This is a genomic window from Bacteroides sp., assembly GCF_030151085.1.
GTDB lineage: Bacteria > Bacteroidota > Bacteroidia > Bacteroidales > Bacteroidaceae > Bacteroides.
In genome coordinates, this window is the sequence record NZ_JASLER010000008.1 from 62,203 (window position 1) to 80,610 (window position 18,408).

At 45.3% G+C, this 18,408-nt stretch carries 17 protein-coding genes; 15 read left to right on the forward strand and 2 right to left on the reverse strand.

The window, feature by feature from the left end:
• The first annotated feature begins 70 nt into the window (after positions 1-70).
• The 12 genes from Q1W14_RS02350 (at position 71) to Q1W14_RS02405 (ending at position 12,326) form a co-directional block, all read left to right on the forward strand.
• Positions 71-439, forward strand: coding sequence for a hypothetical protein (locus Q1W14_RS02350; RefSeq protein WP_300698931.1), 369 nt, complete (start codon positions 71-73; stop codon positions 437-439).
• 119 nt (positions 440-558) lie between these two features.
• Positions 559-909 (forward strand): NADH-quinone oxidoreductase subunit A, encoded by a 351-nt coding sequence (locus Q1W14_RS02355; protein ID WP_294589659.1) that lies wholly within the window; start codon positions 559-561, stop codon positions 907-909.
• Complete coding sequence (locus tag Q1W14_RS02360; RefSeq protein ID WP_300698934.1) at positions 900-1,490, forward strand: NADH-quinone oxidoreductase subunit B; 591 nt, start codon at positions 900-902, stop codon at positions 1,488-1,490. Before Q1W14_RS02355 ends, Q1W14_RS02360 begins: the two co-directional genes overlap by 10 nt.
• Before the next feature lie 22 nt (positions 1,491-1,512).
• A complete protein-coding gene (locus Q1W14_RS02365; RefSeq protein WP_300698935.1) occupies positions 1,513-3,102 on the forward strand; it encodes an NADH-quinone oxidoreductase subunit D in 1,590 nt (529 codons plus the stop codon).
• 1 nt (position 3,103) lies between these two features.
• The gene (gene nuoH, locus Q1W14_RS02370) at positions 3,104-4,180 is read left to right on the forward strand and encodes an NADH-quinone oxidoreductase subunit NuoH (protein ID WP_300698937.1); all 1,077 of its coding nucleotides are present in this window, start codon (positions 3,104-3,106) and stop codon (positions 4,178-4,180) included.
• 12 nt (positions 4,181-4,192) lie between these two features.
• Positions 4,193-4,699: a 4Fe-4S binding protein gene (locus Q1W14_RS02375; protein ID WP_300698939.1), complete on the forward strand. Its 507-nt coding sequence runs from the start codon at positions 4,193-4,195 to the stop codon at positions 4,697-4,699.
• 30 nt (positions 4,700-4,729) lie between these two features.
• Positions 4,730-5,242: an NADH-quinone oxidoreductase subunit J gene (locus Q1W14_RS02380; protein WP_300698941.1), complete on the forward strand. Its 513-nt coding sequence runs from the start codon at positions 4,730-4,732 to the stop codon at positions 5,240-5,242.
• Between the two features lie 30 nt (positions 5,243-5,272).
• Positions 5,273-5,581, forward strand: coding sequence for an NADH-quinone oxidoreductase subunit NuoK (gene nuoK / locus Q1W14_RS02385; RefSeq protein WP_005823972.1), 309 nt, complete (start codon positions 5,273-5,275; stop codon positions 5,579-5,581).
• Between the two features lie 61 nt (positions 5,582-5,642).
• Positions 5,643-7,559: an NADH-quinone oxidoreductase subunit L gene (gene nuoL / locus Q1W14_RS02390; protein ID WP_300698946.1), complete on the forward strand. Its 1,917-nt coding sequence runs from the start codon at positions 5,643-5,645 to the stop codon at positions 7,557-7,559.
• A 51-nt stretch (positions 7,560-7,610) separates the two neighbouring features.
• Positions 7,611-9,098 (forward strand): NuoM family protein, encoded by a 1,488-nt coding sequence (locus Q1W14_RS02395; protein WP_300698948.1) that lies wholly within the window; start codon positions 7,611-7,613, stop codon positions 9,096-9,098.
• Positions 9,099-9,131: 33 nt separating this feature from the next.
• Positions 9,132-10,571, forward strand: a complete 1,440-nt coding sequence (locus Q1W14_RS02400; protein ID WP_300698950.1) for an NADH-quinone oxidoreductase subunit N — start codon at positions 9,132-9,134, stop codon at positions 10,569-10,571.
• Positions 10,572-10,721: 150 nt separating this feature from the next.
• Positions 10,722-12,326 carry an alpha-galactosidase gene (locus tag Q1W14_RS02405; RefSeq protein WP_300698952.1) on the forward strand — a complete coding sequence of 535 codons (1,605 nt, stop codon included), beginning with the start codon at positions 10,722-10,724 and terminating at the stop codon, positions 12,324-12,326.
• A 15-nt stretch (positions 12,327-12,341) separates the two neighbouring features.
• Here the strand turns inward: Q1W14_RS02405 and Q1W14_RS02410 are convergent, their stop codons facing one another.
• Positions 12,342-13,211, reverse strand: a complete 870-nt coding sequence (locus tag Q1W14_RS02410) for an AraC family transcriptional regulator (protein WP_300698953.1) — start codon at positions 13,209-13,211, stop codon at positions 12,342-12,344.
• A 172-nt stretch (positions 13,212-13,383) separates the two neighbouring features.
• Here Q1W14_RS02410 and uxuA point away from each other — a divergent pair, with 172 nt between their 5' ends.
• From uxuA to Q1W14_RS02425, 3 genes are all read left to right on the forward strand, one after another.
• Positions 13,384-14,553, forward strand: coding sequence for a mannonate dehydratase (uxuA, locus tag Q1W14_RS02415; RefSeq protein ID WP_300698955.1), 1,170 nt, complete (start codon positions 13,384-13,386; stop codon positions 14,551-14,553).
• Between the two features lie 12 nt (positions 14,554-14,565).
• On the forward strand, positions 14,566-15,381 hold the full coding sequence (locus Q1W14_RS02420) for an SDR family oxidoreductase (RefSeq protein ID WP_300698957.1): 816 nt from the start codon (positions 14,566-14,568) through the stop codon (positions 15,379-15,381).
• A gap of 148 nt (positions 15,382-15,529) precedes the next feature.
• Positions 15,530-17,938, forward strand: a complete 2,409-nt coding sequence (locus Q1W14_RS02425; RefSeq protein WP_300698959.1) for an ATP-binding protein — start codon at positions 15,530-15,532, stop codon at positions 17,936-17,938.
• A gap of 101 nt (positions 17,939-18,039) precedes the next feature.
• On the opposite strand, the gene Q1W14_RS02430 is transcribed toward Q1W14_RS02425, so the two are convergent.
• A partial coding sequence (locus Q1W14_RS02430) for an ATP-binding protein (RefSeq protein ID WP_300698961.1) occupies positions 18,040-18,408 on the reverse strand: 369 nt, incomplete at its 5' end.

An 18,408-nucleotide genomic window follows, 5' to 3' on the forward strand; every position in this document is an offset into this window, starting at 1 on the left:
TGTTATGCACAGATAGCAATTTGAAGGAGACTTATTATATCTTTGCACCCTTGAAAGAGAGAATTTTGCTATGAAGCAATGCATCAAATATAGTATAATCGTCATATTAGCAGTTCTACTACACAACAATGTAATAGCTGCGGATTTGCTATGCATTCCTGTCAGCAACCAGACCGAGAAATGTATTTTATCACAAGCGCCGACTTCTAAACAAGCCGTTCAAAATTTCTATTACCATTTCTCTGCTTTCTCTTTTTGTATGGAACATGTGGATAGTGTTCAAGTACCCGGCAACAAAATTATCTTATTACGCACTCATGTATATAAGATGCAACAACATGCCTACTCACCCGAATGTGACCGCTTGCTACACCTCTCCCCTCACCCTGTACCCGATGCGAACTACTATATAATTGGGCTAAGAAAGATTATTATTTAATAAGTACGCAGGCTCCTATAGAGCTCGTCTTACTTAATTTCATCGGGCAACAATTCAGAGGTATTGTGTCCCCGATGCAATGTATCTATTATATATAAATCTAAAATCTTATCAGGTTTATGAACTTTACTTTGTTAGTGGTCGTCCTATTGACGGCAATTGCTTTCGTGGGTATAGTCATTGCACTTTCAAATGCGATTGCTCCCCGTTCGTACAATCCACAGAAGATGGAGCCCTACGAATGCGGTATCCCCACACGCGGCAAATCTTGGATGCAATTCCGGGTAGGTTACTATCTGTTTGCTATTCTGTTCCTGATGTTCGATGTGGAAACTGTATTCCTCTTTCCATGGGCAGTCATCGCACGTGAACTCGGAGTGGCAGGACTTTTCAGCATCTTATTTTTCCTGATTATATTAGTTCTGGGCCTTGCATACGCCTGGAGGAAAGGAGCTTTGGAATGGAAGTAACGAAGAAACCCAAAATAAAATCTATCCCTTATGAGGAGTTTACTGACAACGAAACGTTGGAGAAATTGGTTCAGGAACTCAATGCCGGAGGTGCCAATGTGGCTATCGGCATACTGGACGATCTCGTCAACTGGGGACGCAGTAATTCACTGTGGCCACTTACGTTTGCAACCAGTTGTTGCGGTATCGAATTTATGGCTCTCGGCGCTGCCCGTTATGACATGGCACGCTTTGGGTTCGAAGTAGCACGTGCCAGTCCGCGCCAGGCAGATATGATTATGGTTTGTGGAACCATTACGAATAAGATGGCTCCGGTACTGAAACGTCTGTACGACCAGATGGCAGATCCGAAGTACGTTATTGCCGTGGGTGGCTGTGCCGTCAGCGGTGGTCCGTTCAAGAAGTCTTATCATGTAGTGAACGGCGTGGACAAGATACTTCCGGTAGATGTATATATCCCCGGCTGCCCTCCACGTCCGGAAGCATTCTACTATGGTTTGATGCAGTTGCAACGCAAAGTGAAAATAGAGAAATACTTCGGTGGAGTGAACCGACAAGAAAAGAAACCGAAAGAAGAGTAATTTAGTTATGACTAATCCCAATATGGATATAAAATATATAGAACCTGCCGCCCTGCACGACGAAATGCTACGTCTGCGGAAAGAGAAACAAATGGACTTCCTTGAATGCCTCAGCGGCATGGATTGGGGAGTGCCTGAGGACGGTGACGCACCGGACAAAGTTCGCGGACTTGGTGTAGTCTATCTGCTGGAATCCACCAGCACCGGCGAACGTGTATCGGTATACACCTCCACTTTGAACCGGGAGCAACCCGAACTTCCATCTGTCAGCGATATATGGAAAGCCGCTGACTTTAACGAACGCGAAGTATACGACTTCTACGGCATTGTCTTCATCGGCCATCCGGATATGCGCCGTCTCTATCTGCGCAACGACTGGGTAGGCTACCCAATGCGCAAGGATAACGATCCGGAAAAGGATAATCCGTTGCGCATGGACAATGAAGAGACTATAGATACGACTACCGTACTGGAATTGCATCCCGACGGAACCTTGAAGAACCGCGAAGACCTGCTATTCGGTGACGAAGAGTATGTAGTAAATATCGGTCCGCAACACCCTGCCACACACGGCGTAATGCGCTTCCGCGTATCACTGGAAGGTGAAATCATTGAGAAGATCGATGCAAACTGCGGTTACATTCATCGGGGTATCGAGAAAATGTGCGAAAGTCTGACTTATCCGCAGACATTGGCTTTGACCGACCGTCTGGATTACCTGGGTGCACACCAGAATCGTCATGCCTTATGTATGTGTATCGAAAAGGCAATGGGCGTGGAAGTGAGCGAACGCGTTCAATACATCCGCACCATCATGGACGAGTTGCAGCGAATTGATTCTCACTTGCTGTTCTACTCTTGTCTCGCCATGGACTTAGGTGCACTGACCGCCTTCTTCTACGGTTTCCGTGAACGTGAAAAGATCCTTGACATTTTCGAAGGAACTTGCGGCGGACGCCTCATCATGAACTACAATACCATCGGTGGTGTACAAGCAGACCTTGCACCGGATTTCCAAAAGAAAGTAAAGGAATTCATTCCCTACCTGCGAGACATCTTACACGAATACCACGATGTATTTACCGGAAATATCATTGCACAACAGCGTTTGAAGGGCGTAGGCGTACTTTCGCGCGAAGATGCCATTGCTTTTGGAGCAACCGGAGGTACAGGACGTGCCAGTGGTTGGGCGTGCGACGTACGTAAGCGTATGCCATATAGTATATATAATAAGGTGGACTTTAAGGAAATTGTCCGTACCGAAGGCGATTCCTGGGGACGTTACCTTGTCCGCATGGATGAAATCCTGGAAAGCTTGAAGATTATCGAGCAACTGATAGACAACATCCCTGAAGGTGCTTACCAAGAGAAGATGAAACCCATTATCCGCGTACCCGAAGGCAGTTACTATGCGGCCGTTGAAGGCAGTCGTGGTGAATTCGGCGTCTTCCTCGAAAGCCACGGCGACAAGACTCCTTACCGCCTGCACTTCCGCTCTACAGGATTACCACTGGTTTCAGTAGTCGATACCATCTCCCGTGGAGCAAAGATTGCCGATCTTATTGCCATTGGCGGAACATTGGATTATGTAGTACCCGATATTGATAGATAATATGTTTGACTTTAGTATAATAACTAACTGGATTCACCAGATGCTAACCTCCTTCATGCCGGAGGGTCTGGCTATATTCCTTGAATGTGTGGTGATTGGCGTATGTATCATCCTGATGTACGCTGTTCTCGCCATTATCCTGATTTATATGGAGCGCAAGATATGTGCCTTCTTCCAATGCCGCCTCGGTCCGATGCGTGTGGGAAAATGGGGAATGCTCCAAGTAATCTGCGACGTCCTCAAGATGTTGACCAAAGAAATCATTGATTTGAAATTCTCCGACCGGTTCCTCTATTACCTGGCACCGTTTATGGTGATTATCGCTTCGTTCCTCACTTTCTGTTGCTTGCCTATCAGCAAAGGACTGGAAGTTCTGGACTTTAATGTAGGTGTCTTCTTCCTGCTGGCTGCATCGAGCATCGGTGTGGTAGGTATTCTACTGGCAGGTTGGAGTTCGAACAATAAGTTTTCACTGATTGGAGCTATGCGAAGCGGTGCGCAAATCATCTCCTACGAGTTGTCGTGCGGACTCAGTATCCTGACGATGGTAGTGTTGATGGGAACCATGCAGTTCTCCGAAATTGTAGAAGGACAAGCTGACGGCTGGTTCATCTTCAAAGGACATATCCCTGCGCTGATAGCTTTCATCATCTACCTCATTGCCGGAAATGCGGAGACCAACCGTGGCCCTTTCGACTTACCGGAAGCGGAAAGTGAATTGACCGCCGGTTACCATACGGAATATTCCGGTATGGGTTTCGGCTTCTTCTACCTGGCTGAGTATCTGAATCTGTTTATCGTGGCCGGAGTTGCCGCTACCATCTTCCTTGGAGGTTGGATGCCGTTGCACATTGCCGGACTGGATGGTTTCAACGCGGCAATGGATTATATCCCCGGTTTCATCTGGTTCTTTGGCAAGGCATTCTTTGTAGTCTTTCTGCTGATGTGGATTAAGTGGACATTCCCTCGTCTGCGTATCGACCAGATTCTGGCGTTGGAGTGGAAATACCTGGTGCCTATCAGCATGGTGAACTTGATTTTGATGGTGTTAATCGTAGTCTTCGGATTACATTTTTAGAGGATGAACAATATGGAAAAAGAAAACAACTCTTATATCGGCGGACTGATACACGGCATCACTTCTCTGCTAACAGGCATGAAGACCACCATGACTGTATTCTGCCGAAAGAAGACTACCGAACAATATCCGGAAAACCGTGCGACTTTACAATTGTCCGACCGTTTCCGTGGTACGTTGATCATGCCGCATAATGACCGGAACGAGCATCATTGTATTGCTTGCGGACTGTGTCAGATAGCCTGCCCCAACGACACCATCACCGTAACAAGCGAGATGGTGGAAACGGAAGACGGCAAGAAAAAGAAAATATTGGCGAAGTATGAGTACGACCTTGGTTCGTGCATCTTTTGCCAGCTTTGCGTGAATGCTTGTCCCCACGACGCCATCACTTTCGGTCAGGACTTTGAACATGCTGTGTTCGACCGGTCAAAACTAGTGAAGACGCTGAACTATCCGGGTAGTCACGTAGAAGAGAAGAAAAAACCAGCCGCTCCCAAAGAAGAGACGACAAAGTAATTTGTAATTAGTAACTTGTAATTAAACAACATGGAAATAAATCTTGAAACAGTAGTATTCTACTTCCTTGCGGCTTTTATTACCGTATTTTCCATTCTGACGGTAACAACCAACCGTATGGTACGCTCAGCTACTTACCTACTGTTCGTACTCTTTGGAACAGCCGGTATCTACTTCCTGCTGGGATATACCTTTCTTGGTTCGGTACAGATCATGGTATACGCTGGCGGTATAGTCGTACTCTATGTCTTCTCCATCCTGCTTACCAGTGGTGAAGGCGACATAGTAGAAAAGCTGAAACGCAGCCGCTTCCTTGCCGGACTGGGAGCTACCGTAGGCGGAGCAATCATCGTAGTATTTATAACTTTGAACCATAAGTTCATCGCTACCACAGATGTAGAACCGATAGAGGTCAATATCAAGACCATCGGATACCATATGCTGAGTGGTGATAAATACGGGTATTTGTTGCCTTTCGAAGCCGTTAGCATCCTGTTGCTGGCATGTATCGTAGGAGGTTTACTCATCGCCCGCAAACGTTAATCATTAATCACTAAACACGAATCACTGATTATGATACACATGGAATATTATCTGATAGTTTCGGCTATCATGTTTTTCGCCGGTATTTACGGATTCTTTACCCGCCGCAATACTTTAGCGATATTGATTTCAATCGAATTGATACTGAATGCAACAGACATCAACTTCGCTGTGTTCAACCGTTTTCTGTTCCCCGGAGGATTGGAAGGATATTTCTTCTCTCTGTTCTCCATCGCCATCTCGGCAGCAGAAACTGCGGTAGCTATTGCTATTATGATTAACATTTACCGTAACATACGCAGCATCCAGGTGAACAAACTGGACGAGATGAAATGGTAGGGAAAGTTGCGTCACTCGCAACAGTGGTGCATAATAAATAACAGATAACAAAAGATTAAATATGGAATATACAATTCTAATCCTTCTTCTTCCTTTTCTCTCCTTCCTTATCTTAGGACTGGGAGGAAAATGGATGTCGCACCGTACCGCCGGTTTTATCGGTACCGCGGTGTTGGGTGCGGTAGCAGTACTTTCATACGCTACGGCATGGCAGTACTTCAGTGCCCCCCGCCTGGCTGATGGTACGTATGCCACATTGATGCCTTATAATTTCTCGTGGCTACCCTTTACCCCACAGCTCTCAATAGATATGGGCATTCTGCTCGATCCTATTTCAGTAATGATGCTGATCGTTATCAGCACCGTTTCGTTTATGGTACACCTTTATTCTTTCGGTTACATGAAAGGAGAGCAGGGATTCCAGCGCTATTACGCTTTCCTCTCTCTGTTCACCATGTCCATGTTGGGACTGGTTGTAGCAACAAATATCTTCCAGATGTATCTGTTCTGGGAGTTGGTAGGTGTATCTTCTTATCTGCTGATTGGTTTCTATTATACTAAGCCGTCGGCTGTTGCCGCATCAAAGAAAGCGTTTATAGTAACCCGCTTTGCCGATTTAGGCTTCCTGATAGGTATCCTGATTTATGGCTACTACGCAGGAACTTATACTTTCCAACCTAATGAAATGGCTTTGATGAAGGGCGGTGCAGCCATGTTACCGCTGGCTTTGGGACTGATGTTTATCGGTGGCGCCGGAAAGAGTGCCATGTTCCCGTTGCACATCTGGCTACCGGATGCTATGGAAGGTCCTACGCCTGTCAGCGCATTGATCCATGCGGCTACAATGGTGGTTGCAGGTGTCTATTTGGTGGCACGCATGTTCCCATTGTTCATAGAATACGCACCCAGTGTATTGCACATGATAGCATACGTAGGTGCATTCACCGCATTCTATGCTGCCAGCGTGGCTTGTGTACAGAGCGATATTAAACGTGTACTTGCCTTCTCTACTATCTCACAGATCGGTTTTATGATGGTAGCACTGGGTGTATGTACTTCTACCGACCCGCATCATGGCGGATTGGGATATATGGCCGGTATGTATCATCTGTTTACTCATGCTATGTTCAAAGCATTGCTCTTCCTGGGTGCCGGTAGTATTATCCATGCAGTGCACAGCAATGAAATGTCGGCTATGGGCGGACTTCGCAAATATATGCCGATTACACACATCACATTCCTTATCGCATGTCTTGCCATTGCAGGTATTCCTCCATTCTCAGGATTCTTCTCCAAAGACGAGATATTAACCGCTTGCTTCCAGTTCAGCCCTGTAATAGGATGGATAATGACGGTGATTGCAGGCATGACCGCATTCTACATGTTTCGCCTCTATTATGGCATCTTCTGGGGGGGCGTAGCGCCCCGGCAAGAGTCGGCAAGCGATGGAAGCCATCATCATACGCCGCACGAAAGCCCGTTGACAATGACTATTCCGTTGATGTTCCTAGCTGCAATTACTGTTGTAGGTGGTTGGCAATTCGTTCTGCCTTTCGGACACTTCATCAGTTCCAATGGCACCTCTTATAATATACACCTTGACTGGACAGTAGCCGGAACAAGTATTGCCGTTGCAGTAGTATCTATCGCCTTAGCTACTTATATGTATGCAGGCAGCAAACAACCTGTAGCCAATGCACTTGCCCGCCGTTTCCACGGCTTGTGGACTGCTGCCTATCACCGCTTCTACATCGACGATGTCTATCAATTCATAACTCACCGCATTATCTTCGGCTGCATCTGCCGCCCAATTGCCTGGTGGGACCGTCATGTAGTAGATGGATTCTTCAATTTCCTCGCATGGAGTGCCAATACCACCAGCGACGAGATACGCGGTTTGCAAAGCGGACGCATCCAGCAATATACGTTTGTATTCCTGCTAGGTACACTCGCATTAATCCTGCTGTTGCTGTTATAACCTGAGATATTTCAATCGTAAATTGTAAATCGTTAAATCGTAAATATAAAGATGAACTTCTTATCCTTATTCGTACTCATCCCCTTGCTAATGCTGCTCGGCCTTTGGCTCAGCCGCAACATAGCTCAAATACGCTCGGTGATGGTGACCGGTGCATCGGCTTTGCTGGTACTCTCTGTAGCACTGACAGTGATGTACTTGAATGCCCGCCAAGCAGGTGCCACGGATGAAATGCTGTACCGTGCCAGTGTGGTTTGGTATCCGGCGCTCCATATTCACTATTCCGTAGGTGTAGATGGTATTTCAGTGGCCATGCTACTCCTTTCGGCTGTTATCGTATTTACCGGAACATTCGCTTCCTGGCGTTTGCAACCGCTCACAAAAGAATATTTCCTTTGGTTTACACTACTTTCGATGGGTGTATTCGGTTTCTTTATTTCTACAGACTTGTTCACCATGTTCATGTTCTACGAAATAGCTCTGATCCCGATGTATCTATTGATCGGCGTGTGGGGTTCGGGACGCAAAGAGTACTCCGCCATGAAGCTGACATTGATGCTGATGGGTGGTTCCGCTTTCTTGCTGATCGGTATTCTGGGCATCTACTTCGGTAGTGGCGCTACTTCGATGAACTTATTGGAAATAGCCCAACTGCATAACATTTCTATCGAACAACAACGTATCTGGTTCCCGCTTACTTTCTTAGGTTTCGGTGTACTGGGTGCCCTGTTCCCCTTCCACACATGGAGTCCCGACGGTCATGCTTCGGCGCCGACTGCCGTATCTATGCTCCATGCAGGTGTTTTGATGAAATTGGGAGGTTACGGATGTTTTCGTATCGCCATGTACCTGATGCCCGAAGCCGCACAAGAATTGGGATGGATATTCCTTATCCTGACAGGTATTTCGGTGGTTTACGGTGCCTTCTCGGCTTGCGTGCAAACCGACTTGAAGTATATCAATGCTTATTCTTCCGTGTCCCACTGTGGTTTGGTACTTTTCGCTATCCTGATGATGAACCAGACAGCCTGTACGGGTGCTGTGCTGCAAATGCTCAGCCACGGATTGATGACAGCCTTGTTCTTTGCTTTGATCGGTATGATATACGGACGTACCCATACACGTGATGTACGTGAGCTTTCCGGTTTAATGAAGATTATGCCTTTCCTGGCCGTTTGCTATGTGATTGCCGGTCTTGCTAACTTAGGTTTGCCGGGGCTTAGTGGTTTCGTTGCCGAAATGACGATCTTTACCGGTTCCTTCCAGCATCCTGATACTTTCCATCGTGCATGGACCATCATTGCTTGTACTTCCATCGTGATTACAGCCGTCTATATTCTGAGACTGGTAGGTAAGATACTCTACGGTACCTGTACCAACAAACACCATCTCGCTTTGACCGATGCCACTTGGGATGAACGCACAGCCGTTATCATTCTCATTGCCTGCGTTGCTGCTTTGGGTATGGCACCGTGGTGGATAAGTGGCATGATCGGAGACAGCGTGCTGCCGGTTATCAATCAATTGGCCGCATACTAATCACTAATCACTAATCGTTAATCACTAAACAACATGGATTATTCCCAATTTTTCATACTGAAAGAGGAGCTATCACTGATAGCGGTTATCATTATCCTCTTTGTAGCTGACCTCTTCATGAGTCCGGATGCACACAAGAACAGTGGCAAGCCGGTACTGAACTCGATGCTACCTGTGATCCTACTCGCTATACATACGCTTATCACGATAGTACCCGGTCCCGAGGCTGAAGCTTTCGGTGGTATGTATCACAATGCACCGATTCAAAGCATTGTGAAGTCTATCCTCAGTGTGGGTACACTCATTGTATTCCTGATGGCACACGAGTGGATGCGTCGTCCTGACACAGCTATCAAGCAAGGCGAGTTCTACGTATTGACACTCTCTACCCTGCTGGGTATGTACTTCATGATTTCCGCCGGACACTTCCTGATGTTCTTCATCGGACTGGAAACGGCAAGTATCCCGATGGCAGCGTTGGTTGCTTTCGATAAATACCGTCACCACTCTGCCGAGGCAGGTGCCAAGTATATCCTCACAGCACTTTTCTCCAGCGGTCTGTTACTGTACGGCATCTCTCTGATGTACGGTTCTATCGGTACACTCTATTTCAATGATATACCTGCACATCTTGATGGCAACGCTTTGCAGATTATGGCATTCGTCTTCTTCTTCTCGGGCATGGGCTTCAAGATTTCATTGGTACCTTTCCACCTGTGGACGGCAGACGTATACGAGGGTGCACCGAGTACGGTAACTGCTTACCTGAGCGTTATTTCCAAAGGTTCTGCCGCATTTGTTTTGATGACGATACTGTATAAAGTATTTGCACCAATGGTTATCCAATGGCAGGAAGTACTTTACTGGGTGACGATTGTTTCTATCACACTTGCTAACCTATTTGCGCTGCGCCAGGAAAACTTGAAACGTCTGATGGCATTCTCCAGTATTTCACAAGCCGGATATATCATGTTGGGTGTGATAAGTGGAACATCACAAGGTATGGCGTCTTTGGTTTACTATGTGTTGATTTACCTGTTTGCCAATCTAGCCGTATTCTCTGTTATAACCATTGTAGCGCTCCGTTCTCATAAGTACACACTCGAAGACTACAACGGACTGTACAGCACCAATCCCAAATTGGCATTCATCATGACGCTGGCATTATTCTCACTGGCAGGTATTCCACCGTTTGCAGGCTTCTTCTCGAAGTTCTTTATCTTCGCAGCAGCCTTCCAGAGCGGATTCCACTTGCTGGTATTCATTGCATTGGTCAACACGGTATTGTCTCTGTACTATTATCTGAAGATCGTAAAAGCCATGTATATCGTTAAGAGCGATGAGCCGATTGCAGCTTTCCGCAGTGACAATTACACACGTGCCAGTCTTGTTATCTGTACGCTGGGCATTGTAGTGCTGAGTATCGCCAGTGTGGTATATCAATCCATTGACAAGTTCTCCTTCGGTATGTAAAGTGAACTTCTCTCGTAAAAGAGAACATTATACTCATAAAAAGTAATCCCCTTCCCCTACTCTATTTTAGAAGTATGGAAGGGGATATTACTTTCAGGTCTATATGTTTTTTCCTATCTTTGCCACGCGGTTAACAAACTACAGATATTTATGAAAAAAGCACTTCTATTCCTATGTGCTTTAGCTCTTGGATTATCTTCCAAAGTATGTGCTATAGCCCCTACAGTCTTCGAGCCTCCTATTATGGGATGGAGTTCTTGGAACACTTACCGAATTAATATCAATGGTGAGCTGATAAAAAAACAAGCCAATGCCATGGTACAAGCCGGGCTGAAAGATGCAGGATATTCCTACGTCAATGTAGATGATGGTTTCTTTGGTTGGCGAGATGAAAAAGGAGTATTGCAACCACATCCCGAACGTTTTCCAAATGGTTTGAAAGAGATAGCCGACCATATCCATTCATTAGGATTGAAAGCCGGCATCTACTCCGATGCAGGAAGCAACACATGCGGCTCCATCTGGGATAAAGATAAAAATGGAATCGGTGTCGGTCTTTATGGATATGAGCATCAGGATGCCACTTTATACTTTAAGGACTGGGGATTTGACTTCATCAAGATTGACTATTGCGGTGCAGGACAGGAACTGAACCTGGAGGAAGAGAAACGATACACCGAAATCCGCCAAGCTATCGATAATATCGGTTGCAATCATGTATCCATCAATATCTGCCGATGGGCTTTTCCGGGTACATGGGCGAAGAAACTAGCACGTTCGTGGCGAATCAGTTCGGACATCAATCCGTCATGGGGATCGGTAAAGTATATCATAGGAAAGAACCTCTACTTGTCGGCTTATGCAGGCGAAGGTCATTACAACGATATGGACATGCTGGAGATAGGACGCGGGCTGAAACCCGAAGAAGAAGAAGTGCACTTCGGCATGTGGTGTATCATGAGTTCGCCCTTGCTGATAGGCTGCGACCTGACTACCATCCCCGAAGCCTCATTGAAACTACTAAAAAACAAGGAACTCATCGCTTTGAATCAAGATATACTGGGCCTACAGGCAAGCGTAGTGCAGCATGCTGATGCAGGATATGTATTGGCCAAAGACATAGAGCAGAAGCGTGGTAAGATGCGTGCAGTGGCTCTATACAATCCGTCAGACAGCATCTGCGACTTTTCCGTCCCAATAGATATACTGGAACTAGGCGGAAAAGTGAAAGCACGAGACCTGATAAAGCAACAAGACCTGCCCGTAATAAAGGAAACACTGAAACACAAGTTACCTCCCCATAGCGTACTAATCTTGCGACTGGAAGCTGAAAAAAGGCTGGAACCCATGCGTTATGAAGCCGAATGGGCTTATCTGCCTTGTTTCAACGACTTGGTTGCTACACCCAAAAACATCATCTACACCCCGATACCTGAAGCATCCGGAGGCATGATTGTAAGCTATATAGGCGGAAAGAAAGAGAACTGTGCAGAGTGGAAAGAAGTCTTCAGCGAACAAGGAGGCAACTACGAAATGACTATCCAATACATACCCCGGTCAGGTTGCAAACTCGAAATCACGGTGAATAATGACAAGACCGTGATGTTCAGTTCCCTGCCCGATAAAGGACAAGGAAAATTAGCTTCAGTTTCTATCCCTATACACCTGAAACCGGGTTACAATACCGTAAGTATGGGAAGCTCTTATTGCTGGGCACCGGATATCGACTGCTTTACTTTATCGACAACGAAATAAGCTAACCGCTATTGCTCACTTCAGAATTTGACTTCTGTACTGTGTAGGCGTCATATTCATAAGCTGCTTGAAGGTACGGTTAAAGTGAGAAATAGAATCAAAACCACACTCTATGGCTATCTGCGAGACGTCCATATCGCCGATAGTCAATAGCTTGCAGGCATATCCCACACGCATATCCACCACATATTGCAAGAAAGTCTTGCTGGTGGTTTCTTTGAAGAAGCGGCAGAAGGCAGTTGCGTTCATATTCGCCATTTCAGCTATTTCGTTCAGTTTGAGGTTGCGGGTATAGTTGCTATTGATGAAGGAGATTATTTTATCAATCCGCTTGTTCCCCATAGATGGAAATTTCTCGTAATAACAGGGGCTTGCCAGTATCTTCTTTTGAGAAATATTCGCCAGTTCTTGCAATGTCTCCAACAGGACACTAATCTGACGGAAACCTTTTAATTCGGGAAAGTCCGCTATCTGCTTGCTTACGTTTGCTATGCTCTTTTTGGGAAAAAGTATGCCACGCTTGGACTCTTCCAACAATGTTTTTATCTGAATAAATTGTGGATAATAGCTCAATGAGTATTGCAGAAAGTTCTGTTCAAACTGGATGATGGTACCCTGCACCCGCAAAGTAGATGCTTCGGAATGATACATATCGTCACTACGCATATAATGAGGGAGATTTGGGCCAAACAGTATCATATCGCCAGCCGAATACTTCTCAATACAATCGCCCACAAAACATGAGCCATGACTCTCTTTCACATAAATAATCTCGTACTGGTTATGAAAGTGCCACGGATACGTGAAACGATTATAGTCGTAATACCGTGCTCTTATCGGGTTGTACTCCGATATTTGCAGCCGTTCGTTCATGATTTGTCTCATAACTATCCCTTTTAGCCATTGTCTTATCCGCAAAGATAACTAAAGGAAGCAAATCAACTCCAAGCAGTTGCAAAAATCCGCACATATCCTGCAAATATTCTTCTATCGTAGATTTGTATTTGTGCATATCTTTGCAACTGACAATCAATATTATCACTAATACGGAAAGAGTATGGAAAAGACTTGGAGATGGTTTGGCAAGAAAGACAAGATCACGCTCGACATGCTTCGGCAAATTGGAGTAGAAGGTATCGTAACCGCTTTACACGACGTACCCAACGGCGAAGTGTGGACTGTGGAAGCCATCAACGAACTGAAAGAGTATATAGAATCCTACGGTCTTCGCTGGTCGGTTGTCGAAAGCCTGCCCGTTTGCGAAGCCATCAAATACGCCGGAGCAGAACGCGACGAATTAATCGAGAAGTACAAAGTAAGTCTTGCCAATCTGGGTAAATGTGGTGTAAAAACTGTATGCTACAACTTTATGCCCGTTATCGACTGGATACGTACCGACTTACAACATCCTTGGGCCGATGGTACTTCATCACTCTACTTCGACCGCATTCGTTTCGCCTACTTCGACCTGCGCATTCTGCAACGCGAAGGAGCCGAAAAAGAATACTCCTCCGAAGAGCTTGCCAAAGTCACCGAACTGGACAAAACCATCACCGAAGCCGAAAAAGACGAACTTGTCGATACCATTATCGTGAAGACGCAAGGCTTTGTAAACGGCAACATCAAGGAAGGAGACAAGAATCCAGTGAATATCTTCAAGAATCTGCTGGCTCTCTATAAAGGAATCGACCGCGACATGCTGCGCGAGAACATGCGTTATTTCCTTGCCGCCATCATGCCCGTTTGCGACGAATTCGGAGTGAATATGTGCGTGCATCCCGACGATCCTCCTTTTCAAGTTTTAGGTCTGCCGCGCATCGTTACCGATGAAACGGATATCGCCTGGTTCCTGAATGCCGTTGATAATCCTCATAACGGATTGACCTTCTGCGCCGGTTCGCTCAGTGCAGGCGAACAGAATGATACCCGTGAGCTAGCAAAGAAGTTTGCTTCACGTACCCACTTCGTCCACCTGCGCAGCACCGCTGCCATGCCGGGAGGTAACTTCATCGAAAGTTCCCATTTGGAAGGACGCGGGCATCTCATCGACCTTATCGGCATCTTCGAGAAAGAAAACCCTGCCCTACCCATGCGTGTAGATCACGGGCGGATGATGCTGGGAGATGAAGATAAAGGATACAATCCCGGATATTCCTTCCATGGGCGCATGTTGGCGTTGGCACAGGTAGAGGGGATGATGGCAGTTATAAGAAGAAATCAACAATGAAACTTTAATATCATGAACGAACAATTTAGTATCGCAGGAAAAGTAGCAGTTATCACCGGAGCCGGTGGTGTACTGGGTGGCAGCATTGCCAAATGTTTTATGCAACAAGGTGCCAAAGTGGTAGCCGTAGACATCCGTCAGGAACAACTGGACGCACGTGTAGAAGAACTGAAATCTTACGGTGAAGATGTGATCGGCATCGTAGGTAATGTACTGGACATCGCCAGCCTCGAAAAGCTTGCCGATGACATCGTAGCTAAATGGGGACGGATCGACATTCTGCTCAACATAGCCGGTGGCAACATGCCGGGTGCTACCTTGGCACCCGATCAGCATTTCTACGACATGGACATTTCTTGCTGGGAAAAGGTAACTAACCTGAACATGAACGGCACTGTTTACCCTTCACTCGTCTTCAGCAAAGTCATGGCCAAGCAAGGTAAAGGATGCATTGTCAATGTATCTTCTATGGCAGCCTACAGTGCCATTACCCGCGTTCCCGGTTACTCGGCCGCCAAGACAGCCGTTGCCAACTTTACTCAATGGCTTGCCAGCGAACTGGCTTTGAAGTATGGCGACGGAATCCGTGTAAACGCCATCGCCCCGGGCTTCTTCATCGGCGACCAAAACCGTGCCGTACTTATCAACCCTGATGGCTCACTGACCGATCGTAGCAAGAAAGTATTAGCCAAAACTCCCATGAAACGTTTTGGAGACATCAACGAACTGAATGGTGCCGTACAATTTCTTTGCAGTGATGCAGCCAGCTTCGTAACGGGGGCACTTCTCCCGATAGACGGTGGTTTCAGCGCTTTCAGCGGAGTGTAAACTTCCCTCCTCTTTCCGCATTCCATTTCCCTACATTATAAAGTGGAAAGGAATGCGGTATAAACATTTTTATTTCTTTTGCTTCCATCATACTTATATATTGAATATTAATACGTATTTTTACCACATAATAGTAGAAATATAAAATATGACTTCAGCAGAAGAGAAGATATCCCGATTAGAGAAAGCGATCTCTTTAAGTCGTTTAGGATGGTGGGAAGCAGATTTTAATGAACAAGTATATTATTGTTCTGAGTTCCTGCAAGATTTGTTCGATCTGAAAGGAGAGTCAATCTCCTTCCTGGATTTTAGCAACCGGATATGTGAAGACTATCGAGAAAGTATCCTTTCAGAATTTGCTTCTTTCAAATTTCTAGAAGTCTATGAACAAGTTTTCCCGATGAACACCAAGTATGGCGTCACATGGGTAAGCACCAAAGTTGGAGAGAAGACCGTAACTCCTGACGGGCATATTCGTGTTTTTGGTAGCATGCAGTGCATTTCCCGTCAAAGAATGAATATCCATGAACAAACAATAAACCGGCTGAATACGCTCTTACACCAGCTCAACGGACTTACGCAATCACTATTAAGCCTACTCCACTCAGACAATACAGCGGAAGTTATTAATAGGATTTTAGAGGATGTTCTTCATCAATTTAACGGTGACCGAACTTATATTGTGGAATATGACAAAGTGAACATGTCACAACGTTGTTCCTACGAAGTAACATCCGACTTAATCACCGAGCAATGGAAAGGGCAAGAAAAGCCACTGGATATTCATTCATGGTGGGACAGACAAATCCTATCGGGCACACCCATCACTTTGTTCTCTCTGGAGCACTTGCCGGTCGAAGATACTGAAAAAAAGAAAAGACTGGGAAGTACCGGTACCAAATCAGTCATGTCCATACCTCTAACCTCTAAAAGTGGCGTATGGGGTTATATCAGCATCGATATAGTTAAAGAATATCGCGATTGGAACAATGAAGACTACCTGTGGTTCTCGTCAATAGCAAATATCATCGGCTTATGTATGGAGTTGCGCAAAGCAGAAGAGACTGCTAAACTCGAGAAGAAGTATTTCCGTGATATTTACCAAAACATTCCCGTAGGCATCGAGCTCTATGACAGCGAAAATAAACTTATTGAGATCAATGAAATAGACCAGGAGATATTCGGAATAAAACAGAAAGAAGACATATTGGGTATCAACTTGTTTAATAATCCGATGATGCCCCCTGAATGGAAAGAAACTCTGCTAAAAGGGGAATCCTTGAACAATTCGTTCAAATATGAATTCTCTCTGATAGAAGGTTATTATAAAACAGAGAAGAAAGGCTATATAGACTTATTATCTAAAGCAATCCCCATTTTCAATATTGACGGCAGCCTTATCAACATTCTGATTGCCAATATTGACAATACAAAGGCAAACGAAGCGTACAGAAGGCTGAAAGAATTTGAAGAGAACTTCATGCTGGTAGGCGATTATGCCAAGGTAGGTTATGCCCGATTCAATGCAATGACCAGAGACGGCTATGCACTGAAAAGTTGGTACCGGAATGTAGGAGAAAAAGAAGGTACCCCTTTGCCACAAATTATCAGGGTGCATGCTAATTTTCATCCGGAAGACCGAAAGGTGATACTGGACTTCTTCGACCAGGTAATAGAAAGGAAATCAACCCATCTGCGTCATGATATGCGCATTATGCGTGAAGGCGGACATTATACCTGGACTCGTGTCAATGTCATGGTACGCGATTTTCGCCCGGAAGAAGGCGTTATCGACATGGTTTGTGTGAACTATGACATCACCGAACTGAAAGAAACCGAAGCCATGCTGATTGAAGCCAAAGAAAAAGCAGAAACCGCCGACCAGTTGAAGAGTGCTTTCCTTGCCAATATGAGTCATGAAATACGTACTCCACTCAATGCGATAGTAGGTTTCTCGAGCATGCTTGTAGAAACAGATGTGCAAGAAGAAAAGAAAGAGTATCAAAGCATTATAGAAGAGAATAACGATCTGTTACTCCAGCTGATCTCAGACATTCTGGACTTATCGAAGATTGAAGCCGGCACATTCGACTTTGTAGAAGGAAATGTAGATGTAAACCGTACTTGCCACGAGATCATCAACTCCATACAGATAAAAATGCCAAAGGATGTAGAGCTACGTTTTGACGAATATTTACCCGAATGTACCATCTATACCGACAAGAACCGTTTGGTACAAGTCGTAACCAACTTCATGAACAATGCCATCAAGTTTACTTCGGAAGGCAGCATTTCTTTGGGATACCAACAGGTAGATGATGATTATATAAAGTTCTATGTACGCGATACGGGCATAGGTATTCCCGCAGATAAAGTCCAATCTATTTTCGATCGCTTTGTAAAGTTGAATAATTTTGCCAATGGTACCGGCTTGGGTCTGTCTATTTGCAAAAGCATTGTAAAGCAGATGAATGGGCAGATAGGTGTAGATTCTGTTGTAAGTGAAGGTTCTTGTTTCTGGTTCACCATTCCTAAAACAAAGTCACCTCGCAAATAAAGGTCGTTTACAGAATACTCTTATATAAAGCAGCCCGTTTGTTTAGATTGAACAAACGGGCTGCTTATTTCTTATTTTCTTTCTCTTCAAAAGAAATTATCTCAATCTATCGGCAATATAAACCAGAAGCAAGAACCCTCACCCGGAGTACTATCCACTCCGATAGTACCTCCCAGCTGTTCTACAATACTCTTACTGATGGAAAGTCCCAATCCGGTACCATGCACAAAAGAGTTCAGTTTTATAAAGCGTTCGAATATCTGGGTTTGTCTTTCCGCATCAATACCAATACCGGTATCCGCTACATAAAAGCGGATATTCTTTTCGTCGATCTTATCATATCCTACACGAATGCTTCCCGTAGAAGTAAACTTAATGGCATTGTTCACAAAATTAGCAATCACCTGATTCAGACGATTACGGTCACTCAATATCTGGCATTCCGGCAAGTGACGGTCAAATATAATCTC

Bases quoted from the DNA above. Each gene is read 5' to 3' on its own strand.
- Q1W14_RS02350 (WP_300698931.1), top strand. From the start codon at position 71: ATGAAGCAATGCATCAAATATAGTATAATCGTCATATTAGCAGTTCTA.
- Q1W14_RS02355 (WP_294589659.1), top strand. From the start codon at position 559: ATGAACTTTACTTTGTTAGTGGTCGTCCTATTGACGGCAATTGCTTTC.
- Q1W14_RS02360 (WP_300698934.1), top strand. From the start codon at position 900: ATGGAAGTAACGAAGAAACCCAAAATAAAATCTATCCCTTATGAGGAG.
- Q1W14_RS02365 (WP_300698935.1), top strand. From the start codon at position 1,513: ATGGATATAAAATATATAGAACCTGCCGCCCTGCACGACGAAATGCTA.
- nuoH (WP_300698937.1), top strand. From the start codon at position 3,104: ATGTTTGACTTTAGTATAATAACTAACTGGATTCACCAGATGCTAACC.
- Q1W14_RS02375 (WP_300698939.1), top strand. From the start codon at position 4,193: ATGGAAAAAGAAAACAACTCTTATATCGGCGGACTGATACACGGCATC.
- Q1W14_RS02380 (WP_300698941.1), top strand. From the start codon at position 4,730: ATGGAAATAAATCTTGAAACAGTAGTATTCTACTTCCTTGCGGCTTTT.
- nuoK (WP_005823972.1), top strand. From the start codon at position 5,273: ATGATACACATGGAATATTATCTGATAGTTTCGGCTATCATGTTTTTC.
- nuoL (WP_300698946.1), top strand. From the start codon at position 5,643: ATGGAATATACAATTCTAATCCTTCTTCTTCCTTTTCTCTCCTTCCTT.
- Q1W14_RS02395 (WP_300698948.1), top strand. From the start codon at position 7,611: ATGAACTTCTTATCCTTATTCGTACTCATCCCCTTGCTAATGCTGCTC.
- Q1W14_RS02400 (WP_300698950.1), top strand. From the start codon at position 9,132: ATGGATTATTCCCAATTTTTCATACTGAAAGAGGAGCTATCACTGATA.
- Q1W14_RS02405 (WP_300698952.1), top strand. From the start codon at position 10,722: ATGAAAAAAGCACTTCTATTCCTATGTGCTTTAGCTCTTGGATTATCT.
- Q1W14_RS02410 (WP_300698953.1), bottom strand. From the start codon at position 13,211: ATGAGACAAATCATGAACGAACGGCTGCAAATATCGGAGTACAACCCG.
- uxuA (WP_300698955.1), top strand. From the start codon at position 13,384: ATGGAAAAGACTTGGAGATGGTTTGGCAAGAAAGACAAGATCACGCTC.
- Q1W14_RS02420 (WP_300698957.1), top strand. From the start codon at position 14,566: ATGAACGAACAATTTAGTATCGCAGGAAAAGTAGCAGTTATCACCGGA.
- Q1W14_RS02425 (WP_300698959.1), top strand. From the start codon at position 15,530: ATGACTTCAGCAGAAGAGAAGATATCCCGATTAGAGAAAGCGATCTCT.